We start from the raw sequence: 22,814 nt of genomic DNA on the forward strand, positions 1-22,814 counted from the left end.
TTTAGCCTTATATCAAGTTTCTGTTCGTAGGCTCGAAAGACTTGCTACACCACTTCCTTCACCCCGTCGTCACCGACTTCGGCTTGTGGTTCACTACGCTTAGCGGTAACACCTGCGGTTGGACTTTCACCAACTAGATATGCACCATGCCTGGCACACCTAAAAAGCATCTTACCCAAAAAGGCAAGATGCTTTTACTTATATAAACATTAATAATAAAATGATGATTCCAAGAACGATGCGGTAGTATCCAAAGATTTTGAAATCGTGTTTGCGAATGTAGTTTAGTAAGAAACGAATCGCAAAGATACTTACGATAAACGATACAAGTGTTCCAATAAGTAACATGGCAATTTGTAATCCACTAAAGTTCAATCCAATTTTGATTAACTTTAATAAACTTGCCCCAGCCATCATTGGTACCGCTAGAAAGAATGAGAACTCACTAGCTACCGAACGTGAACAGCCTAAAATCGTAGCACCAATAATTGTTGATCCAGAACGACTTGTTCCTGGAACTAAGGCAAGCATTTGGAAACATCCAATTCCAAATGCCGTTTTATAGTCAAGCTCTTCAAGCTTTGTATATTTTGGCAATCGTTTGCGATTTTCAATAATGATAAAGATAATTCCATAGAAGATTAAGGCAATTGCAATAACAACAACTCCACTTAAGATATCCTCAATGATATCATCTAAGAAGACTCCAGCAATTCCCCCAGGAATACAACCAATAATGATTTTTAGCCATAAGTCCCAAGTTGCCTTTTTTTGAACTTCATTTTTTCTTTTTGTAAGTGGGTTCAAGCGATTAAAGTATAAAATACAAACCGCTAAAATCGAACCAAATTGAATGATGACTTTGAATAGTTCAAAGAACTTTGCATCACCAAATGGCATAATTTGTTCAAATAAGATAAGGTGCCCTGTACTACTGATTGGCAACCACTCTGTAATTCCTTGGATAATTCCAAGAATTATTGCCTTAATAATTTCAATTAGTATATTCATTTTCTTTCTCCTAACAACTCATGTACACATTCTTTGAATAGTTCTCCACGTTGTTCATATGACGTGAATTGATCATAGCTTGCACATGCAGGAGAAAGTAAGATCACATCTCCTGGTTTTGCAATTGCATATGCTTCATGCACTGCTTGTTGCATTGTCTCACATTCATGTGTATTTGTAAAAATATCTTTAAATGCATGTTTGGTTTGGCCAAAACTAAAACACATTTTTACTCGATCATCATAGGCTTTTAAAATATCAAATGATAACTTTTTATCATATCCTCCTGCTAGAAGGATAATGTTTTTATCAAATGCTTCCAATGCAGGAACAACTGCTTCAGGATTGGTTGCCTTTGAATCATTGAAGAAACGAATATCATTGATGCTTGTTACATACTCCAATCGGTGTTCTACACCTTTGAAACTTGCAAGTACATTTTGAATCGTAGTAGTATCTACACCCATCAAATATGCCATTGCACTTGCAACCATTGCATTACTGATATTATGTTTACCAACAACTTGCAATGAATTTGTATCAAAAAGTTTTACATCGTGGTAATACACTTGATTTGCTTGCAAATAAATGTCAGTTTCTTTATCTAAGGAATAATCTAGAACACGACAAGGTATGTTTTTTGCATATTCTACAACTTGTGCATCATCTAGATTTCTTAGAAAATACGCATCAGGATCTGCATGTTCATAGATCTTCATTTTTGATTGATAATAGGATGCAACCCCATCCATATAATCTAAGTGATCTGGACTTAAATTGGTTACACAGCTCACTTTTGCTTTAAATGTATCCACACCGAGTAATTGAAAATTACTTAACTCTAGTGCAATATTTGCAGTTGCATTTTCATGTTGTAATACTACTTCACTAAGTGGTATTCCAATATTTCCAGCAACAAAACTTGTACTATGTGCTTTTAATATTTCATATAACATCGTAACCGTTGTTGTTTTTCCATTGGTTCCTGTGATTGCTCCATACGTAAAATGCTTCGCAAAGCGATACCCAATTTCAATTTCTGTATAGATTGGAGTATTCTGCTTCACAAAATAAGCCACAAAATCCACATGATATGGAATTCCCGGATTTTTCACAATGAAATCATAATCCATTTCTTTTAAGGACTCTGGATGCCCCTGATCAAATACTTGAATGCCAAGTGCTTCCAGTTCAACTTTTTCTTTGATTTGATTTTGATCAGTCAAAATGACTTCATATTGATGTTGTTTCAGTAGTTTACTTACTGCAATTCCACTACGAGCTGCACCAATCACAAGTACCTTATTCATCTATATCACTCCAATCACATATCCTAATATAGCTAATACTACAGAGATTCCATAGAACATCCAAACAACTTTCGTTTCTTTCATCCCCCCCATTTCAAAGTGATGATGTAATGGTGCCATTCGAAATACTCGTTTTCCTCTAGTTTTAAATGATAGAACTTGAATAGTTACTGACAGTGTCTCCATTAAGAATAACCCACCAATAATTACAAGTAATATTTCTTTACGTAATACAAGTGCAATTGCTGCTAGTAATCCACCAAGTGCTAGTGAGCCTGTATCCCCCATAAAGATCTTAGCAGGATGAATATTAAAACGTAAATACCCAATCAAGGAACCGGCAACCGCTAAGATAAAGTAGAACAAGTTCATTTGATTATCTTGATATGCGAACGCCGCAAATGGAATCAGTGCAATTAATACCGTACCAGCACATAATCCATCAAGACCATCGGTTAAGTTTACAGCATTGCTTTCTGCAGTAAACATTAAAAACACCAACAAGAAGAAGAAAAATCCAATATTGATATCCATATGTAAAATTGGAATCCAAAGTGTATTATCTCCATAACTTTTGTAGATTAAATATAAACAAATAGCTAATGCAGCTTGTAATAAAAATTTAATTCTTGGAGGCAATCCATTATTGTTTTTTTGAACAACAATAATAAAATCATCAATAAATCCAATAAGTCCATATCCCACATAGGCAACAAGAACGGTAATCATTTTTACATCTTGCAAGATCGAAGGATTTATTGCAATTGCAAGGATGACAGGAACTACGATAAAAATGAGTCCACCCATCGTTGGTGTTCCAGTTTTTATTTTATGTGATTCAAGTCCCTCTTCACGTTCTGATTGTGAGAATTTGATTTTATGTAGTACCGGAATAAGTACAGGCATAATCAACAATACCGCGATCAAACTTACCCCAAAATATAAGATTGCTTCCATGTAAACTCCTTTATTTTAATTCAACTTCTAAATTTGCTCCTTTGACAATTGCGCTCCCTGGTGCAATGGACTGTCCACTCACATTTCCAGAATTTGTAAATGTGACATTAAGTCCTGTCATATTGGCAAATACACTTACATCACGCCGTGACCAGCCATTCATATCTGGCATCGTGATATTTGCACCATCAGTTAATAGGAAGGTATTTTGTGCATTTGAGACTTTCTCACCTTCAAGTGGGAATTGCTCAATAACTGTCGTACCATCACCGATGACTTGCTTTTTAATTTTAAATCCATCTAGTTTACGATTCACATAGTCTAGTGAATGATTTACTAAGCTTGGCATAGTATATTCTACATAGTTATCTGTAACTTGTACATTATTCTCTGTAGTTTGATTACTTGATTCTGTATATTTGTTTAAAGATTGTAGTGATTCACGCACAATATCTTTAAAGAAATCTGTACTATAGAAACGGAAGTTCTCACTTTGGAATCCATAGTAAATGAGAATTTGTGGATCATCTGCTGGTGCAGCAGCAATAACTCCGGATGTATAGTACGAAGGTGAATATCCTTTAATTTCTGGATCATACATTTGCCCTGTACCTGTTTTGGCGATGATTTTCACATCACTCATTTTATATTGTGAAGCTGTCCCACGTTCATCTTCAACAACTTGTTGCATCAAATGTTGCATTTGTTTCGCTGTTGCTTCAGAAATTACACGTTCACCTTTTTTCGTTTCCGCTTGATATGTTGCTTCTCCTGTTGTAGAATCGGTGATTTTTTCCACAATGTATGGTTCCACAATTGTACCATCTCCTACGATTGCACTTGTCGCACGTAATAATTGATATGTATTCACTGTGCTTGCTTGTCCAAATCCAAGTGACATAATATCGAATGGATGATTTTCATTTAAGGTACCATCCACTTCATTTAACCCATAAATATTCAACGGCTCAAAAAGTTTAAATTTTTTCATGTACTCAATCATTGTTGTTGGACTAATGTAATTTGTAATTAATGAAGCAATCCCAGTATTTAGTGAATAGATAAATCCTTGATCGAATGTCACAATCCCATTATCTTTTCCTAAGGCATCACTTACTGTACCAATTACTTGTGCACCTGTCAGTGAATCATTACGTACAGGAAGTCCATTTTCATTTTGTCCAATAATAGCAGTTCCAGATTTAAAAGTATCAGAACCTACATATTTTCCTTCATTCATCGCAGCAGCGTAAACAAAGGTTTTCATTACAGAACCTACCTCAAAAGGAAATTCACTAGGAACATTTAAACTGTTTGTAATGTTTTCTCTAGTATTTAAATCAAATGTTGGATACCCTGCTTGTGCAATAATACGTCCGGTTTTGATATCCATTACAATACACCAAGCATATTTTGCTTTATTACTTTCCATTGTATCCGCAAGTGCTTTTTCCGTTGCAAGTTGTGTATCATAATCGATCGTTAACCATACATCATTTCCATTTTCTGCTAGACGTACATATTTTTGTGTATCTGGCAAACGGTTATTTTCACTATCTGTTTGATAACTTACTTGCCCATTTTTACCAGTTAATTCTTTATTGAAATATGCTTCTAACCCACTTACACCATATAAGTTACGATCATCATCATAATTTGTATATCCGACAAGTTGACTTGCAAAGTGTCCTGTTGGATATGCACGTGCAACACTCTTTTCAAAATCTAAACCTGGAAGTTCTAATTCCTCAATTCGCTTTTTTTGATCGGCGGTTAGATTTCGTGAATAACTACCTAAGTTGGTTTGATACTGTCCAGCTGCTTGTGCTTCTGTTATTTTGTTGAGAATATCCTGATATGCTTTTTCTTGCGTTTCTGGATCAGCAGAAATAACTTCAGCCAGTTTTCTAGCTGTATCATCTGCATCAACAACATATACTAGTTTCTTTGTTGCATTTATACGACTTTTATCCACATACGCAATAACATCATAACTTTCGACATCCTGCGCAATGATTTCTCCTTTGAAGTCTCGAATGTATCCACGATTTGCCACAATCGTTTCCGTAGAACTACCACTTCCCGATTTATGAGCCAATACATTTTCACCACTTCGTAAATGCACACCTGTAATCATAGTAAAAAGGACATTTGCGACAACAAGTGACACGATAATGCCCATAACTATCCCGATTCGACCTGTAGTTTTTACAGACTTTTTAAAATTCAGTACCTTCCTTTTTGCTTTCATGTATATCCTTTAATCTATTCGTTTTCGCCAGTCACAACTGAAACAATTTGACTTTCGTTTTGACGCAATTCGTGTTTTTCCGCAATTTCGATAATACGATCACGGTTGGCAAGTTTTTTAACTTCTAACTCCAAGTTTAACACATCATTTTTCGTTTTTCCGATTTCATGTTCCAATTGTGTTTCTTGTGATGACAATACTACATTGTATGAGTGCAAAAGTGTTACAGATGCAAAATACATAAGTAATGATAATACGAACACAAGTGATACAATTCCTTCTATACGAATTCTACGATTCTTTTTTACAATTTTCATGGTTTAACCTACCCTTCCCAAGAACTCTTAATTTCGCACTATGCGAACGATGATTCTCATCCAACTCTTCCTCGTTGGCGACAATCGGTTTCCTCGTTATTAGCGTATATGGTTTTTGCTTTACCTCATCAGGCATCAACGGAATACGCTTATCTGTTTTTTCTGGTTTTGCATATTTTTGAAATATTTTTTTCACAATCCGATCTTCTAGTGAGTGGAATGTGATAACACACACACGTCCTTGGTCATTTAAGTGTTGAATTCCCGTTTCTAACACTTGTTCTAGGGCATGCAATTCATTGTTTACTTCAATACGTAATGCTTGGAACACCTTTTTCGCAGGGTGTCCTTTTTTATTAAGCACTTTACTAGGTAATGCGCTTTTGATCACATCAACAAGTTCAAATGTCGTTTCTATTGGTTTGTCCATTCGTGCTTGTTCGATCTTTCTTGCAATTTGTTTGGAAAATGGTTCTTCGCCATAGTCTCTAAAGATATGCATTAAATCATGAAACGAATAGGTATTCACAACTTCATATGCACTTAGACTTTGACTTTGGTCCATTCGCATATCCAATCTTGCATCGTAGCGATAACTAAATCCTCTTTCACCATCATCAAACTGTGGTGAACTTACTCCAATATCAAGCAATAAGCCATCAATTGCTGGAATCTTATATTCTTCAATCACTTGTTCTAACTCTTCAAAGCCTTTATGGATAATCGTGAAGTTATCACCAATTTCTAATAAGCGCTTTGTTGATTCAGTAATTGCTGTTTCATCTTTATCAAAAGCATACAAGTGACCATTTGGAATGCGTTTTAGTATTTCACTACTATGTCCCGCACGTCCTAACGTTCCATCTATATAAATTCCATCTTCTTTAATATCAAGGTATTCAATCGATTCTCCTAAAAGTACAGAATAATGTTTCATCACTGTAGAAACTCCGTTAAGCCTTCAGCAACTTCTTCAAAGTCATCACTGTGTTCATCCATGAATGCATCCCAACGTTCTTTGCTCCAGATTTCGATAAGATTTCCCACTCCTGCAATCACACATTCCTTTTCAATTTTTGCTTCTGCCACAAGAACTGAAGGAATCAATATTCTTCCTTGACTGTCGATTTCACATTCACTTGCTTTCGCCAAAATATTACGACGATATACACGTGCTTCTCTTTTTGTGTTTGGTAAACTAGCAAGTTGTTCCATCAATACTGCCCATTGCTGTTGTGTATAGATGTTTAAACATCCATCCAAACCTTTGGCAACGACGATTTTACCGCTTAGTTCATCACGAAAACGTGCCGGAATGATAATACGACCTTTTTTATCTATATTGTGTGCATATTCACCAATAAAATTGGCTTGTGCTAACACATTTGTCATATCATCACCCACTTTCCGCCATTTTCTTACACTTTTCGCTACTTTCTACCACCATTATAGCGAATATGGAATAAAAATCATAGTCCAAAACATGAAAATGTGAAAAAAATTAAAAAATATATTATGTAATATAACTTTTGATTTTGCATGGTTTTATGCAAACACAAAAAAAGTAAGTAACAATTTTACTCATTACTTACTTTTGTCATAATTATGTTTAAAATATCTAATCAATCATTATGCGCGAATACCAGATTGTCATCCGTGGCTAAAGTTTGAAATACAACAATTGCATTTTCACCTTTCTCAAGTTCTTCTTGCGGATACTGATCATAAGAAATCATTATATTGTAATATGGATAGACTCTCATATCGTCACTACTTCGTGTGTGCCAATCATAATTCAGTTGTACTCCAACAACCTTTTTTGCAAGTTCCTTTTCATCCATTGATTGAAGTTGTTTTATTAATGCTTCATAATCGAAACTGTCGCTATCAGAGAATAAAGAACCACCTGATGCAATTGAATCATCTAATATATTTGTTAAAGCTTTTTTTGGACTAATTACTTGGACATTATTAACAAATGAGAATCGGTTTTGATTTGGCAATTCAAAACTCAATCTTTTCTTCCCATCGTCTTCTTTTAATTTATATTCTAATTTATATTCTAATTTATATAAAGTCTTTTCTGCTTCATTTATATCTGTTGGACAAACATATTTTTTCTCATAAGAATCGTCATCATCGTAATTATCAATATAACTTGAGAAATCGTATGTTTCATAGGTTTGTCCATTAAACTTCTTAAGTGAATTCGTTATATATTGCACCACTTCTTCATTATCCGAAATGTTGAAGTTCGAGATATCGTTTATATTCACAGAAATATATCCATGCGGTTCAAAACAAATTGTCATTCCATTTGCATATGCATACTCGTAAGTTGTCCGATGCTTTTCCTCACCACGAGTCGTTAAATTGCGTGTATCTTTATTTAAATCAAACGTACTTTCTATACTTGGTAAGTACTCTGCTTCAATCGTTTCTTGACTATCTAAATCAGTTAACACTAAATTCTCAGTATTCCAATATTTGTCATGAAATGAAGGTAGTGTTTCATATGGAGTTATATCAGAAAACTCTATATTTTGTTGCAACACATCTTTCTTTAATAAATACACACCATTTTTATCTTTACGAAAAGCTTGTGCTTTCTCTTTATTATGATGTTGATTTGCATTTGTTTGATTATCGTTGTTATCCAATGCACTGAACGCAAACATTCCAGAAATCACAACACAAATGATACAAGCAAAAATCAACGCAGGTTTGAATTTTTCTATTTTCTTGTGATTTTGTATTTGTTCTAATTGTTCATATAGCTTAGGACTAACTTTTTGTTTTTCGATATATTTTTTGTAATCATCTTGTTTCATTTTATTCCTCCTGTAATTGAATTCGTAGATTTTTCAATGCGCGCGTCACAATCGACGCAATCGTACTCGTACTTTTGTGAAACATTTCTCCTATTTCCTTGTATGTATATCCCTCAATATAATGAAGATAGACATATACACGTTCATGGCTTGGCAAAAGTGCAAGTTCTTCATGAATCGAAATACTTACGTAATCATCAGCAAACCATTCTAATTCCAAATCAACTCGCTTTTTATTGAAAAACTTTCGATGAAATGAATTACATTGATTTATAGTTACACGAATCAACCATGATTTCACATGTTCATTACTTATAAAATGTTTTTGCTTATAGAGTTTTATGAACACTTCTTGCACTATATCTTCAGCATCTGCACGATTCATGACATTTGCAAACGCTAAACGCAATACCATATCTGCATACTCATGAAGATACTCTTCATATTTTTCATTTTCCATATTCCCTCCTTCACTACTAATACGTTTCAACTACATCATTTTACGAAAAAAAGATTTTATATTTCGTATACACGTATATACAAATACAAAATCTTTCTTTTTAGAATAATGACATTTGATTTTCGTCTTGCAATCCTTCAAGTGCACCTAGTTGGTCAAGTTTATCAACTAGTGTTTTACTTAATTGCGTACGATTTAATAAATCTTCTTTTGAAATGAATGGATGTTCTTTTCTTGCTTCTACAATACTAATCGCAACGTTGGTACCTAGACCATCGACACTTGTAAATGCAGGAAGCAAACTATCATCACGCGTGTCATCAACAACAAATCGTGTTGCTGGTGAACGGTTAATGTCAAGTTTTTGAATTTTGAATCCACGTAAGTACATTTCTAGTGCAAGTTCTAATGCATCATATACATTATGTTCTTTTGCACTTACTTCATTTTTTGTCTCTGGATTATTACGACGTTGATCAATGTCGCTCATGCGTGCCTTGATCGTTTCAAGACCTTTGGTCATTGCATCAATATCGTATGCATCACAACGAATTGAGAAGAACATTCCATAATAATGAAGAGGCTTATGTACTTTAAACCATGCAATACGAACAGCCATCATTACATATGCAACCGCATGGGCTTTCGGGAACATGTACTTAATTTTCTTACATGAATCAATGTAGTATGGCTCAACATGATTTGCTTGCATATCTTCAATCCATTCATCACGTAATCCACGTCCTTTACGAACACTCTCCATGATGGTAAATGCAGTTTTTGGTTGCAATCCTTTTTTCATTAAATCGACCATAATATCATCACGACAACCAATAACATCGCGTAGTGTTAGCTTATGATCTAATCCTAACTCTTGACGATATTTTGCTTTATCATCATCAACAAGGTTTTTTGCGTTATTTAACCAAACATCCGTACCATGACTCAACCCTGAAATCGTAACTAACTCACTAAAGGTCTTTGGTTTTGTTTCTTCAAGGATTCCACGGACGAATTTCGTTCCAAACTCAGGAATTCCAGCAGCTCCTGTTTTCTCCGTATTTTGTGTTGTATCAATCATCAACGTATCCGGTTTTGAGAAAATAGCCATCGTATCTGGATCGTTCATTGGAATTTTACGAACATCAACTCCACTACTTTCTTCCAAGATTTTCATCGCAGTTGGATCAACGTGACCTAGAATATCAAATTTCAGCACGTTAGCTTCAATATCATGATAATCAAGGTGTGTCGTTTTCATATCTTCATATGGGTTGTTACTTGGGAATTGTACTGGTGTAAATTCATTAACACTCATATCTTGTGGGAAAACGATAATTCCACCCGGGTGCTGTCCTGTACTTCGACGTACTCCATCACATTGCTCTGCTAAATAGGTTATACGAGCATTGTTCATCGTACCTTCTTTTCCCATTTCCTCTAGATATCCTTTTACATACCCAAAGGCAGTTTTACTAGCAACTGTGGCAATGGTCCCAGCACGATATGCGTGTGAATCCCCAAAGTATTCTTGTAAGAATTTATGTGCTTTTCCTTGATATTCACCTGAGAAGTTCAAATCAATATCTGGAACCTTATCCCCTTCAAATCCTAAGAAGGTTTCAAATGGAATGTTTTGTCCATCTCCACGCATATGAGTTTTACAGTGCGGACATTCTTTATCTGGTAAGTCAAATCCTGAGTTGATTGATGGATCATCCATAAACTCGCTGTATTTACATTTTGGACATATATAATGTGGAGCCAATGGGTTTACCTCTGTAATGTTTGCCATTGTCGCAACAAAACTACTACCAACTGATCCACGACTACCTACAAGATATCCATCATCAAGGGAATGTTTTACTAGCAAGTGACTTACATAGTAAACAACCTCAAATCCATTTCCGATAATACTGTTTAATTCTTTTTCTAAACGATCCTTTACAATTTGAGGTAAATCTGAACCATATATATCATGCGCTGTATCATAACAAATATCACGTAAGATTTGATCACAGTTTTCAATTGATGGTGGATATAAATCTTTTTTTACTGGATAGGTATACTCGATACTATCAGCTATCGCATTTGTATTTTCAACAACGATTTCATATGCCAATTGTTCATCCAAAAACTTAAAGCAATCTAACATTTCTTGTGTCGTTCGAAAATGTTGATCTGGTGCTGAAGTAGAACGACGAATTTCCTTTTTATAAATATATAGGGGGTGTCGTACTCCACCAATTCCTTGTGCGTTGATAAAGATATCACGCACTTCTTTTTTTTCTTCTTCTACATAGTGAGCATCACCAGTAGCGACCACCATTTTATCCATACCTCTTGCAAGTTCAATGATATTACTTAATATCATCTCTACTTCTTTGATGGAATTAAGTGCTCCACGATTCACTAAGTTCATATAGTTTGCAGGTGGTTGCACTTCAATATAGTCATAGAATTTCATTAATTCCTTAACAATTTCGTCACTTTTCGTCATCGCTGCATCAAAAACTTCTCCGTTTTGACACGCACTTCCAATATAAAGATTTCCTGCTTGTTTTTTCTTTTCGATTTCTTTGCGTGGAATTCTAGGCTGACAAATTGGTTTATTATTACTTTTACTAACGGCAGCTAAGTATTCCGTATGAGAACTACTTACCAATTCGTAGATATCTTGTATTCCTTGTTGGTTTTTGGCAAGCACAACAATATGCTTATCACGAATACTACCAATCTCTTTCACTTTATTTAGCGATAATACATCCATGAGTGTCTTCTGTGGCTTCATTTGCTGAAGCATACGTAAGAATACCTCTGCTAATACTTGCGCATCATAATCTGCTCTATGGGCAACATCTGCATCGTAGGTAATTTTATAGTGACGAGCAACATTCCCTAAGGCAAAACGCTTTGATTCTGTTAACAGCGCTTTTGCTAAATCTAGTGTATCAATCACTGGGTTTGTCAGTTTCTCTTTTCCCATGCGAACAAGTGCTTCATTCATAAAGCCATAGTCAAATCCTGCATTGTGCGCAACAAGTATACTATCACCGATAAAATCAAGAATATCATCCATTGCTTCTTCAATGCTTTTTGCATTTTCTACTTCTTGATTACTAATATTTGTTAAGTCAGTAATCTTTGCTGAAATAGGAACTGGTGGCTTAATAAACATTTGCATGGTTTCTTTTGGCATATTGTTTTCAATGATTTGTGCCCCAAATTCGATAATGTGATCATACTTGCTTGATAGACCTGTCGTCTCAAGGTCAAACACACAATAGCGTGCATTATGAATATCAACATTTGTAGGATTGTAAACGATATTTAACTCATCATCAATCATACTCATTTCAATTCCATAGATCATTTTAAATTTCTTTTCACGATCACTATTGATACCATTCACCAAACGTTGTGCTGTTGGATAGCCTTGAACAACATTATGATCTGTAATTGCAAATGCATCATGCCCCCATGCATTTGCTTGCTTAATATAATCAGCAATTGCACTTACTCCGTCCATTTCACTTAGTTTTGAATGTGCATGAAGTTCTACACGTTTTCTGCTTGCATGATCTTGTTTTCTTACTTTTGGCACTTTAACAATCGAGCGTCCACGTCCATTTGCATTAAATACAACATCTTTATCCCAAGTGGAATATTGAACTTTTCCACTGATTTCAACTGTATCTCCTTCTTTGAAGTTATCTTCAGGTAATACATCTGCGGTTTTCTCAAAACGTTGTGCTTTGATACACGCATCTTTATCTACTAAATATAATGAACGAATTTGTTTTCCATTTTGAATTTCTTTAATATCCGTTAAGAAGATTTCTCCACGAATTTTTACTTCTTCCATTCCATCCATCAAATCACGAATTGGTGTTAATGGATAGTTCTCCATTTTCATTCGTGGTTGATAACTCATTGGTTTTACACTTTCTTGGACAACCTGGCGTTGTTCAAGATCATAATCCACCTTCACAACTTCTACTTCTGTATCCACTGTAAAATCTTCCACTACAAGAGGCAAACAAATTCCATAGTGTTCTAACTCATGTGCCATTTGTTGGGTTTTACTCTTCGCCTCATTTTGTGCTTCTACACTTTCATATGAGAATACAATTTTTTCTCCTTCGATTTTCGCAAAAGTCTTGGCAAAAACAGTAAGTTCTTTTTGTTTATTTGCAATAAAACGTATGTATTGATTCAGTGCAGTTGCATTCATGGTCTGTTTATGACATGAAAGTTGCATATCCACTTTACATTTAAAGTGCACAATCATCTTATTTACAAACTGTTCATAGGTTTGTAATCCAATCGGTGCTTGTGTTTGAATTTCCATTGCTAAGGTATTCTTCTCACGATAAAAAACCGGTTTTTTAGTAAAAACCGCATCTTTAAATTCATCTACATCCATTTCGTTTACACCAATTTGCAGTGCAATTTCATATACTTCTTGATTCATATTCCTACCACCAATTTCTGTCTTCCATTATAGCAAAATACACCACCCTTTGAAAGGGTCGCTCACATAAAATATGAAAAGAAATGCATCTTGATGTGCACCTCTTTATTTTACGATTGTTTATATTTTTTATAGATGTGATATCCAGCAAAAGCAATTGCTGCAACACCGATAACTGCAAGATACCAATACAGTTGTAGATAATGTAGGATGTATGCAAATACACTATATTTCGCAGCATTTGCAGCTACTGCTTCTACATAGATTGGCTCACTTAAACTTTCACTTTCAATTTTAATTTGTGCTAAAGTTTCACCAAGAGTAATTGGTGCATCAAATGATTCTTGTGTATCTACGATAATCGAGTAATTCAAATCATTTGGCAAGACACGTGATACTTCTTCATTTGCCATTAGCTCAATCGTTTTGCGGTCGCTAAAACGTACGCCTACCTCTTTTACAATATCACCCTTTTCGACAAATGTGATACGTTGAAAGTTTTCATCAATATAACTAAATAATTCTTCAGTCATCGTAATGACATCTGCTCGTGTATTTTCATCTACTTTAGCAATAACAGATACCATCAAGCCATCTTCAGTTTCTTGAAAACTGGCTAAACAAACACCTGCTTCTGGTGTATATCCGGTTTTTCCACCTTCAATGGATCCACTTGTTTGTTTGAGTTCTTCATATAATCCTGAAATTGTACTATGTAGTCTAATATTTAATGATTTTACATCATAGACATCAAGAGACATGATTTCCTTAAGTTCAGGAATTGAAATCGCATATGCCGTAATTTGTGCCATTTCATGTGCAGTACTTACATGTGTATCTTCATGCAATCCAGTTACATTATCAAAGTGTGTACTTACTAAATCCAGTTGTTTTGCCTTTTCATTCATTGCATCAACCATCGATTCTTGACTACCAAACAAACTAATGGCAAGTTGATTTGCTGCATCTGCACCACTTGGTAATAGCAAGCCTGCTAATAAGTCTTGATACGTTACAGTAGCACCTACTGGAAAGTTAGCTACACTTGCATTTGCTTCAACTAAACCTGTCCATGCTTCGTCACTCATCGTAACTGTATCTTCTACGTTTTCAATTTTCTCAAAAGCAACAATTGCACTCATCATTTTGGTCATGCTTGCAGGATACATCAAAGCATCTCCGTTTTTATCATACAGCACATGTTGATCTTCAACATTATATACAACCGCATACGGTGCTTTTAGTTCGATTTGCTCATTATGCTTCTGTATACCTAGAAACGATAGACACAGTTGTAAAGCGAGTAGTACTTTCATCTACCGTGCAACCTTCAAAAATGCATCTTTAGCAGCAGCTTGTTCTGCTTTTTTCTTGCTTGATCCACTACCTTTTCCAAGTACAATTGTATCCATTCGAACTTCCATTTCAAAATGCGGGTTGTTGCTTGGTCCAGTTGAGCGTAGTAAATGATATGTTACAGTTTGTCGCGTATCTGCTTGAATACACTCTTGTAGTTTTGTTTTGTAGTCAACAACTTCATCCGCTTTTGGTGCATCTACATATTTTGGGATTACCTCTTGGAGAATTTGAGCAACATATGAATATCCACAATCAATATAAATAGCACCAAGAATTGCTTCAAACAAATCACAAAGTAATGAGTTTCGCTCTCTTCCTCCTGATTTTTCTTCCCCAACTCCTAACAATAAAAACTTATCCCAACCAAGTTCTTTTGTATATTCTGCTAGTGCTTCCTCACGAACCAACTGTGAACGAAGCGTTGTCATTTGTCCTTCATTCAACATTGGTTCATGATGAAACAATAAATCCGTTGTCCATAATTGTAATACTGCATCCCCCATGAATTCCAAGCGTTCATTATCTCCTGGTAATTCTGCATGTTCATTTAAATAGGATGTGTGTACACATGCTTGTAAAATAATATCCTTATTTTTATATGGAATATTATGTGCATCAAGCCATTTAAAAATTGCATTCATTGATTTCACCTCTTCTCAAGTATACCTTAATCCATAGTACTTGTGTATTCTTTTTCCTTAACATACCTTGCGATGCTTGGATAGTTATCCAAGTGTTGTAATAACACCAAAGCATCCTTTTTTGCGACTTCTAATATATTTTCATCCATGATGACATCACCAAGGATAAAACCAGGAATTCCACTTTGTCTGCTACCTAATAAATCCCCAGGACCACGTATCATTAAATCCTGTTTTGCGATTTCAAATCCATCATTACTTTCGCACAGTATTTCCATTCTGCGAATACTATCTGGATCTTTACTGTTTGATAGTAAGTAACAATATCCTTGCCCTCCAGCTCTACCAATACGACCACGTAATTGGTGTATTTGACTCAAGCCAAAACGCTCTGCATCATAGATAATCATGATGTTCGCATCTGGGACATCAACACCAACTTCAATCACACTTGTCGCTATCAGAATATCGATCTCTTTACGCTTAAATTGCTGCATGATTTCATCTTTTTGTTCGCTACTCATCTTTCCGTGTAAATAATCAAGATGATACATCTTTCCTAATACCGGAAGCAAGTTATGGTAGATTTCTTCTACATTTCTCAGTTTTAAATCATTATTCTTTTCAATTGCAGGACATACGATATAGCATTGATTACCTGCATCAAGTAAATCTTTTAATTCACCCATAATGCTACGAATACTGCTTTCTTTAATTAGTTTTGTAATCGATGGTTTTCTTCCTGCTGGCATTTGTTCAATACTACTTACATCCATATCTCCATACAATGAAGTTGCTAGCGTTCTAGGAATCGGTGTTGCACTCATTAAAAGAAAATCTACATCATTTCCTTTCTCAATCAGTTTTCTTCGTTGTTCCACACCAAAACGATGTTGCTCATCTGCAATAACTAAACCAAGGTTTTTATATTGTATTGCTTCTTGAAATAATGCATGGGTTCCTACAATCACATCCATATCACCTGCTGCAATCGCATCGATAATTTCATGTTTTTCTTTTGCAGGCAGTGCAGAGTAAAGTAAGCCTACCCGCACATCATAGGGTTTTAATACACGCTCGACATTGGCATAGTGTTGTTTAGCAAGTATCTCAGTTGGTGCAAGTAGTGCAGATTGCATACCAGTTAGCGTGTTTGCATACATTGCAATAGTCGCTACAATTGTTTTTCCACTTCCGACATCCCCTTGAACTAAGCGATACATTATATGTGTAGATTGTAAATCAGCTAAAGTTTCTGATATCGCTTGTCTTTGATCGTCTGTAAGCATATATGGTAATCCTTGGATTAATTGCTCAACTTTGTCTATCGCAAATACTTTCGCAACCTTACTCTTTTCTACATTTACCATTTTGTAATATTGAATCGTTAATTGGAATTTTAAAAATTCTTCATATTTCAAATACCGAATCGCTTGCTTCACTGACTCATAGTTTTTTGGAAAATGAATATCATGTAGTGCTTGCTTGCGTGATACTAGCTTATAGGTTTCTTTTAAAGTATCAGGAATAAACTCTTCAATCATGCAACTATCTAATGCATTTGCTAGATACTTACGCAAATCCTTTTGTGAGAGTCCATCTTTTGTATTATAGACAGGAATAATCCCTAGTTGTTCTTCAATCGGCTGTGTATTATATGACATGACTAGCACTTTACCATTTCCCTGGTATTTACCTGAAACCGTAATCGTATGTCCGACACGAAATGCTGAAATCCAAGGACGATTAAATAATGTTAGACTCAATTCTTCTTCATCATACATCGCTTTAAAACGTGTCACACTTCGTTTTCCACCAAAGTATTGAACTTTTGCTTGATTGATAATCGTACACGAAAAAAAGACCTTTTCTTCAAGTAACCAATCCGCAAAAGGTTTTACATTTTGGTCTTCATAACGAAACGGATAATGCACCAATAAGTCTTCTACAGAATCAATATGCATCAGTTGCAAAATCTCACGTTTCTTTGGTGTCACTTTAATACTTTTCAAATCCATATCTAGATTATACCATTTGCAAACAAGAAAATGAAAAGTTTGCACTCTTTGATGCTTTCATCCATTTATACAACATAAAAAGACTTCTTTACGAGAGAGAATTACTTGGAAGAAGTCTTTTTATGTTTACGCATTATTATCTTTTTTATATCTTAAGAAAAGTGATAGAGCAACATCTACCACTTCTCCAGGTAAGGATCTTTTGGCAAAGATCATCAGATATAATTACGTCCCTTCCCTAATAGCTAAATAACTATATCCTTAATTAAATTATAAATTATTTTTTTATAATGTCAATATTATAATGATAATATGCTTATATTAATATAACAATCAATTAACATAAAACCCTGCATATATACAGGGTTTTTATAGGATGACTATTCTTCGCCTTCCTCAAATTGTGCATTGTATAGTTTTGCATAGAAACCATCTTTTGCCAATAGCTCATCATGGTCTCCAATTTCCACAATATCACCTTTATCCATAACGATGATTACATCCGCATTACGGATTGTCGATAATCTATGCGCAATTACAAAACTTGTACGACCTTTCATTAACTCATCCATTCCTTCTTGAATAAGCACTTCGGTACGTGTATCTACATTACTTGTTGCCTCATCAAGAATAAGGATTTTTGGATCCGCTAAGAATGCACGAGCAATCGTAAGTAATTGTTTTTGTCCTTGTGAAATATTACTAGTTTCTTCATCAAGCATCGTGTTATATCCTTGATCTAACGTTTTCACAAAGTGATCAACTCTTGCTGTTTTACTTGCTTCGTAAACTTCTTCATCAGTTGCATCTAGTTTTGCATAACGCAAGTTTTCCATTACGGTTCCACTAAATAGCCAAGCATCTTGTAATACCATTCCAAACATACTACGTAAGTCTTCACGTCTAAAGTCATCAATGTTGTGATCCCCTACATAAATGGCACCACCATTCAACTCATAAAAACGCATCAATAGTTTTACTATAGTTGTTTTACCAGCTCCAGTTGGACCAACGATGGCAACTTTTTGCCCTTCACCAACACGTAAACTGAAATCATTAATTACCATTTTATCTGGTGAGTATCCAAATTTAACGTTATCAAATGTAACTGTACTAGGAATGATGATATTCCCTTTTTCATCATAGATTTCTACAGGGTTTGCTGTATCTGGTTCCATTTCTTTTTCACCAAGGAATTCAAAGACACGTTCACTAGCTGCTGCTGCAGATTGTAATTGGTTCATAATTTGTGCCATTTGACTGATTGGTTGGTTGAATGAACGTACATATGTAATAAAGGATTGAATTCCACCAATTGAAATTCCAACACCTGTAATTGTTAAACCAAGAATCGAAACGGTCGAGTTTACACTTAAGTATCCTCCAACTAAACATACAAGAACATATCCAACGTTTCCAATAAATTGCGTAATTGGCATCATAAGTCCACTTAAGAATTGTGATTTCCAACCTGACTTGTACAGTTGATCATTGTATTCTTTAAATTGTTGGACACTATCTTCTTCACCATTAAAGGCTTTAACTATCATGTGTCCACCATACATTTCTTCAACGTGTCCATTTAATGCACCAAGTGATTGTTGTTGGGCAAAGAACAGAGGTTGTGAACGTTTGGTAATCATCATGACAATGATTGCTGAAAATGGCAAGACAAGTAAAGCTACAATTGTCATCATCCACGATACACTAAACATCATGATTGCATATCCAATAACTGAAATCACAGATGTAATTAAGTTTGTTACGGATTGCTGTAAACCTTGCGATAAGGTATCCACATCATTGGTTACACGACTTAACACATCTCCTTGACTTGTTTTGTCAAAGTATGAAAGTGGTAAACGATTAATTTTTTCAGTAATTTCATTACGTAAGTTATAGGCGATCTTTTGGGTCATACCTGTCATCATAAATCCTTGAATATAACCACATAATGCACTAAATAAATACATTCCTAGCAATTTCACAATAATGTCTAAGATGCCATCAAAATCAATACCACCTTTACCAGATATTTTATTGGTAATTCCTGTAACTAGTATATCGGTTGCTTCTCCAAGAATCTTTGGACCAACAATCATAAAGATTGTACTTAAAACCGCAAATATCATAATTACGATTAATTGAATTTTATATGCAGAGATGTATCCCATCATCTGACGTACAGCTTTTTTGAAGTCTTTTGCTTTTTCTGTACCACCGCGGTTTCCACCATGACCAAAGCCCATTTGAGGAGCTCTTCTTTGTTTTTGTTGTTGATTACTCATTGTCTAGCTCCTCCTTACTTAATTGAGAATACGCAATTTCTTGGTATACCTCACATGATTTCATAAGTTCTTCATGTGTACCTTTAGCAACAATACTTCCTTCATCAAGCACGATAATTTGATCTGCTTGCATAATTGAAGAAACACGTTGTGCAACCACAAGAATCGTACTTCCTGTTTTTTCAACAAGTTTATTTAATGCTTCACGAACTGTTGCATCCGTTTTAAAGTCTAAGGCACTAAAACTATCATCAAAGATATAAATCTCTGGGTTTTTAGCAACTGCACGAGCAATCGATAATCTTTGTTTTTGCCCACCAGAAACATTGGATCCACCTTGCGCGATTTCACTTTCAAATCCTTCTGGTTTTTGTGAGATAAACTCAGTTGCTTGTGCAACATCTGCAGCAAGTTGCATTTGCTTATCACTCATGTTTTCATCACTATATTTAATATTGCTTTCGATTGTACCAGAGAATAACACTCCTTTTTGTGGTACTAAACCAATTTTCTTACGAAGTTCTTGTTGGGTTACATCTTTGATGTTTACACCATCTACTTCGATCGTTCCACCTGTTGTATCAAAGAAACGTGGAATCAAATTCACAATTGTACTTTTTCCAGATCCTGTACTTCCTATGAACGCAGTAGTTTGTCTTGGTTTTGCCACAAAACTAATATCATGTAATACATCTTCTTCCGCTCCTGGGTAACGGAACGAAACATTTTTGAATTCCACATATCCTTTTTCATTTGTATCGAATGTTTTTGGAGTTTCTGGATCTTGAATATGTAATTTTGTGTTCAACACTTCAAATACACGTGCAGCTGATGCAGATGCTCTTGGCAGCATAATTGAAATGATCGCAATCATCATAAATGACATAATGATTTGCATCGCATATTGAATAAAGGCAATCATTTGACCAATTTGCATATTACCTAAATCAATTTGATGTGCTGCAACCCATACAATAAGTAAACTTGTCGCACTGAAAATAAATTGCACTAGCGGCATAACTACTGCCATCGTACGACCAGTAAATAGTTGTACTTTCATTTGATCGCGGTTTGCTTTTTCCATTCTTGCTTCTTCATACTTTTCAGTATGGAAAGCACGAATAACTAACATTCCACTTAAGTCTTCACGCATAACTAAGTTGATTTTATCAATTAGTTTTTGAACGATTTTGAATTTTGGACCAGCAACTGCAAATGTAGTAGCCATAATACCCATAATAACTGCAACGACTAACACAATAATCCAAATCATACCCGAACCATCATTCAACACCCTCATAATCGCACCAAAGGCTAGAATTGGTGAATAAATAATAATTCGCATTCCCATAATTAGAATCATTTGAATTTGTTGGATATCATTTGTTGTACGTGTAATCAAACTTGCTGTTGAGAATTTATTGAATTCTTCATTTGAGAAACTTTCCACTTTTTCAAATACATCTTGACGCATTCGCCTAGCAACACCATTTCCAATTAAACTCGCGATGAATCCAACTAAGATAGCACAAATTACTCCACCTAGTGAAATTGCAAGCATCTTTGTTCCTGTGGCAAAGATGTAATTGTTTTGAACCCGTTGTGTATCTACACCTAAACGTTCATATTCACCTTTCACCATTGACATACTTGCCATAGAACCAAGCTCTTCCAATTTTGCTTTTTGCTCATCAACCATCTTTAATGTTTCTTCTTTTGGTTGCATTTGTAAGGCATCAAAAATACTCATACCTTCTGGAAGATTGTCCATGACTTCTTGCATTTGTTTTGCTTGATCTTCATCCAAGTAACTTGCATTTCCATTACTAATGCTTTCCATTCCATTCACCATAAGGAATGGAACATTCATTACTTCATCCAGTTTTTCAAATTTTGCATCACTAAGATCTTTTAGTACATAAATCCCACTATCTTTAATAACGCTTGTATTTGATAAATCGATTTCTTCAGGTAGTTCGTCATTTTTAATATCCGCAAATGCGATATATTCATAACTATCTTCCATCACTTTTGCTTCTTTAGTATTCATAAAAATCAACGTATGGTCATACGTATCCTTACTCATCATCTCAGGGACACCACTATCGAACCCACCAGCTTGTATACCGTTACTGATGATGTCACTCATATAATCTGGTAGCGCTAATTCTGCTTGTGCTTGTCCATATAATAAACCCACAACCATCAGTAACATCCACCAATACTTCTTTAAGTATTTAAACGTTCTTATCATTTGCAGTTCCTTTCCTTCTCTTCTTCGTCAAGGTATTTCACCATTTTCTCCATAATACGAAATAGTTGATCCGTATCTTCATCACCTAAATAATCAAGAATTGCATTTACGCGTTGATTCATTTGGGTTTCAATTTTACGAATTTCTATATTTGCTAATTCAGATACTTGAATGTAAACACTTCTTCGATCGTCATCTCGAATAATACGTTCAACCAAACCACGTTCTTCAAGTTTACGCACAACTTGCGTCGCAGCTGGTGCACTAAAACGGAATTTCTTGGCAATTTGACTAATTTTAATTGGTTCTCCATTTCCAATTTTCTTAATTCCATTTAAAAACATCATATCTTGATGCTTTATTTCATGGCAATCCTCTCTTGGTTTTAAACGACGTGCCATATACATCATTTCTCTAAATTTTCTCGCACGATCTTTACTTGGCATACTCACCTCCGCAATACTTAAGTTACTTAACATTTAAGTAATTGAATAATACACGCACTTAACTGTTATGTCAACCTATTTTTTCTCTCCTAATAAAAATATTTTTCCTTTTTACTCGAACAAGTATATCAAGTTTCACATTACATATCATTGAAAGCACTCATATCTTTTTATATGGACTACAAAAAAAGCAAGGA

At 34.9% G+C, this 22,814-nt stretch carries 16 protein-coding genes; all 16 read right to left on the minus strand.

Going from position 1 to position 22,814, the window contains the following annotated elements; genetic code table 11:
• Nucleotides 1-198: 198 nt before the first annotated feature.
• The 16 genes from EDD63_RS08365 to EDD63_RS08440 all read right to left on the minus strand — a co-directional run bounded on the left by EDD63_RS08365 (nt 199) and on the right by EDD63_RS08440 (nt 22,617).
• Nucleotides 199-1,011, minus strand: a complete 813-nt coding sequence (locus EDD63_RS08365) for an undecaprenyl-diphosphate phosphatase (protein ID WP_134170385.1) — start codon at nt 1,009-1,011, stop codon at nt 199-201.
• Nucleotides 1,008-2,321, minus strand: coding sequence for a UDP-N-acetylmuramoyl-L-alanine--D-glutamate ligase (murD, locus tag EDD63_RS08370; protein ID WP_134170386.1), 1,314 nt, complete (start codon nt 2,319-2,321; stop codon nt 1,008-1,010). The genes EDD63_RS08365 and murD overlap by 4 nt, the downstream gene beginning before the upstream one ends.
• Nucleotides 2,322-3,278: a phospho-N-acetylmuramoyl-pentapeptide-transferase gene (gene mraY, locus EDD63_RS08375; protein WP_134170388.1), complete on the minus strand. Its 957-nt coding sequence runs from the start codon at nt 3,276-3,278 to the stop codon at nt 2,322-2,324.
• Between the two features lie 10 nt (nt 3,279-3,288).
• The gene (locus tag EDD63_RS08380; RefSeq protein ID WP_134170389.1) at nt 3,289-5,529 is read right to left on the minus strand and encodes a penicillin-binding transpeptidase domain-containing protein; all 2,241 of its coding nucleotides are present in this window, start codon (nt 5,527-5,529) and stop codon (nt 3,289-3,291) included.
• Nucleotides 5,530-5,543: 14 nt separating this feature from the next.
• Nucleotides 5,544-5,846, minus strand: coding sequence for a hypothetical protein (locus EDD63_RS08385; RefSeq protein ID WP_134170390.1), 303 nt, complete (start codon nt 5,844-5,846; stop codon nt 5,544-5,546).
• Nucleotides 5,821-6,786: a 16S rRNA (cytosine(1402)-N(4))-methyltransferase RsmH gene (rsmH, locus tag EDD63_RS08390; RefSeq protein ID WP_134170392.1), complete on the minus strand. Its 966-nt coding sequence runs from the start codon at nt 6,784-6,786 to the stop codon at nt 5,821-5,823. Before rsmH ends, EDD63_RS08385 begins: the two co-directional genes overlap by 26 nt.
• Complete coding sequence (gene mraZ / locus EDD63_RS08395; RefSeq protein ID WP_134170394.1) at nt 6,783-7,238, minus strand: division/cell wall cluster transcriptional repressor MraZ; 456 nt, start codon at nt 7,236-7,238, stop codon at nt 6,783-6,785. The genes rsmH and mraZ overlap by 4 nt, the downstream gene beginning before the upstream one ends.
• A gap of 230 nt (nt 7,239-7,468) precedes the next feature.
• On the minus strand, nt 7,469-8,677 hold the full coding sequence (locus tag EDD63_RS08400; protein ID WP_134170396.1) for a hypothetical protein: 1,209 nt from the start codon (nt 8,675-8,677) through the stop codon (nt 7,469-7,471).
• A 1-nt stretch (nt 8,678) separates the two neighbouring features.
• A complete protein-coding gene (locus EDD63_RS08405; RefSeq protein WP_134170398.1) occupies nt 8,679-9,137 on the minus strand; it encodes an RNA polymerase sigma factor in 459 nt (152 codons plus the stop codon).
• A 100-nt stretch (nt 9,138-9,237) separates the two neighbouring features.
• On the minus strand, nt 9,238-13,611 hold the full coding sequence (locus tag EDD63_RS08410) for a PolC-type DNA polymerase III (RefSeq protein WP_243833757.1): 4,374 nt from the start codon (nt 13,609-13,611) through the stop codon (nt 9,238-9,240).
• Nucleotides 13,612-13,721: 110 nt separating this feature from the next.
• Nucleotides 13,722-14,927, minus strand: coding sequence for a D-alanyl-D-alanine carboxypeptidase family protein (locus EDD63_RS08415; RefSeq protein ID WP_134170400.1), 1,206 nt, complete (start codon nt 14,925-14,927; stop codon nt 13,722-13,724).
• Nucleotides 14,928-15,611 (minus strand): ribonuclease III, encoded by a 684-nt coding sequence (gene rnc, locus EDD63_RS08420; protein ID WP_134170402.1) that lies wholly within the window; start codon nt 15,609-15,611, stop codon nt 14,928-14,930. It abuts the gene before it with no gap.
• A gap of 26 nt (nt 15,612-15,637) precedes the next feature.
• Complete coding sequence (gene recG, locus EDD63_RS08425; RefSeq protein ID WP_134170404.1) at nt 15,638-17,629, minus strand: ATP-dependent DNA helicase RecG; 1,992 nt, start codon at nt 17,627-17,629, stop codon at nt 15,638-15,640.
• A 380-nt stretch (nt 17,630-18,009) separates the two neighbouring features.
• Nucleotides 18,010-19,917, minus strand: coding sequence for an ABC transporter ATP-binding protein (locus EDD63_RS08430; RefSeq protein WP_134170406.1), 1,908 nt, complete (start codon nt 19,915-19,917; stop codon nt 18,010-18,012).
• Complete coding sequence (locus EDD63_RS08435; protein ID WP_134170408.1) at nt 19,910-22,171, minus strand: ABC transporter ATP-binding protein; 2,262 nt, start codon at nt 22,169-22,171, stop codon at nt 19,910-19,912. The genes EDD63_RS08430 and EDD63_RS08435 overlap by 8 nt, the downstream gene beginning before the upstream one ends.
• Nucleotides 22,168-22,617, minus strand: a complete 450-nt coding sequence (locus EDD63_RS08440) for a MarR family winged helix-turn-helix transcriptional regulator (RefSeq protein ID WP_166667592.1) — start codon at nt 22,615-22,617, stop codon at nt 22,168-22,170. Before EDD63_RS08440 ends, EDD63_RS08435 begins: the two co-directional genes overlap by 4 nt.
• Nucleotides 22,618-22,814: the final 197 nt, after the last annotated feature.

The organism is Breznakia blatticola (assembly GCF_004365815.1).
Taxonomy (GTDB): Bacteria; Bacillota_I; Bacilli_A; order Erysipelotrichales; family Erysipelotrichaceae; genus Breznakia; species Breznakia blatticola.

Bases quoted from the DNA above. Each gene is read 5' to 3' on its own strand.
- EDD63_RS08365 (WP_134170385.1), bottom strand. From the start codon at position 1,011: ATGAATATACTAATTGAAATTATTAAGGCAATAATTCTTGGAATTATC.
- murD (WP_134170386.1), bottom strand. From the start codon at position 2,321: ATGAATAAGGTACTTGTGATTGGTGCAGCTCGTAGTGGAATTGCAGTA.
- mraY (WP_134170388.1), bottom strand. From the start codon at position 3,278: ATGGAAGCAATCTTATATTTTGGGGTAAGTTTGATCGCGGTATTGTTG.
- EDD63_RS08380 (WP_134170389.1), bottom strand. From the start codon at position 5,529: ATGAAAGCAAAAAGGAAGGTACTGAATTTTAAAAAGTCTGTAAAAACT.
- EDD63_RS08385 (WP_134170390.1), bottom strand. From the start codon at position 5,846: ATGAAAATTGTAAAAAAGAATCGTAGAATTCGTATAGAAGGAATTGTA.
- mraZ (WP_134170394.1), bottom strand. From the start codon at position 7,238: ATGACAAATGTGTTAGCACAAGCCAATTTTATTGGTGAATATGCACAC.
- EDD63_RS08400 (WP_134170396.1), bottom strand. From the start codon at position 8,677: ATGAAACAAGATGATTACAAAAAATATATCGAAAAACAAAAAGTTAGT.
- EDD63_RS08405 (WP_134170398.1), bottom strand. From the start codon at position 9,137: ATGGAAAATGAAAAATATGAAGAGTATCTTCATGAGTATGCAGATATG.
- EDD63_RS08410 (WP_243833757.1), bottom strand. From the start codon at position 13,611: ATGAATCAAGAAGTATATGAAATTGCACTGCAAATTGGTGTAAACGAA.
- EDD63_RS08415 (WP_134170400.1), bottom strand. From the start codon at position 14,927: ATGAAAGTACTACTCGCTTTACAACTGTGTCTATCGTTTCTAGGTATA.
- rnc (WP_134170402.1), bottom strand. From the start codon at position 15,611: ATGAATGCAATTTTTAAATGGCTTGATGCACATAATATTCCATATAAA.
- recG (WP_134170404.1), bottom strand. From the start codon at position 17,629: ATGGATTTGAAAAGTATTAAAGTGACACCAAAGAAACGTGAGATTTTG.
- EDD63_RS08430 (WP_134170406.1), bottom strand. From the start codon at position 19,917: ATGAGTAATCAACAACAAAAACAAAGAAGAGCTCCTCAAATGGGCTTT.
- EDD63_RS08435 (WP_134170408.1), bottom strand. From the start codon at position 22,171: ATGATAAGAACGTTTAAATACTTAAAGAAGTATTGGTGGATGTTACTG.
- EDD63_RS08440 (WP_166667592.1), bottom strand. From the start codon at position 22,617: ATGCCAAGTAAAGATCGTGCGAGAAAATTTAGAGAAATGATGTATATG.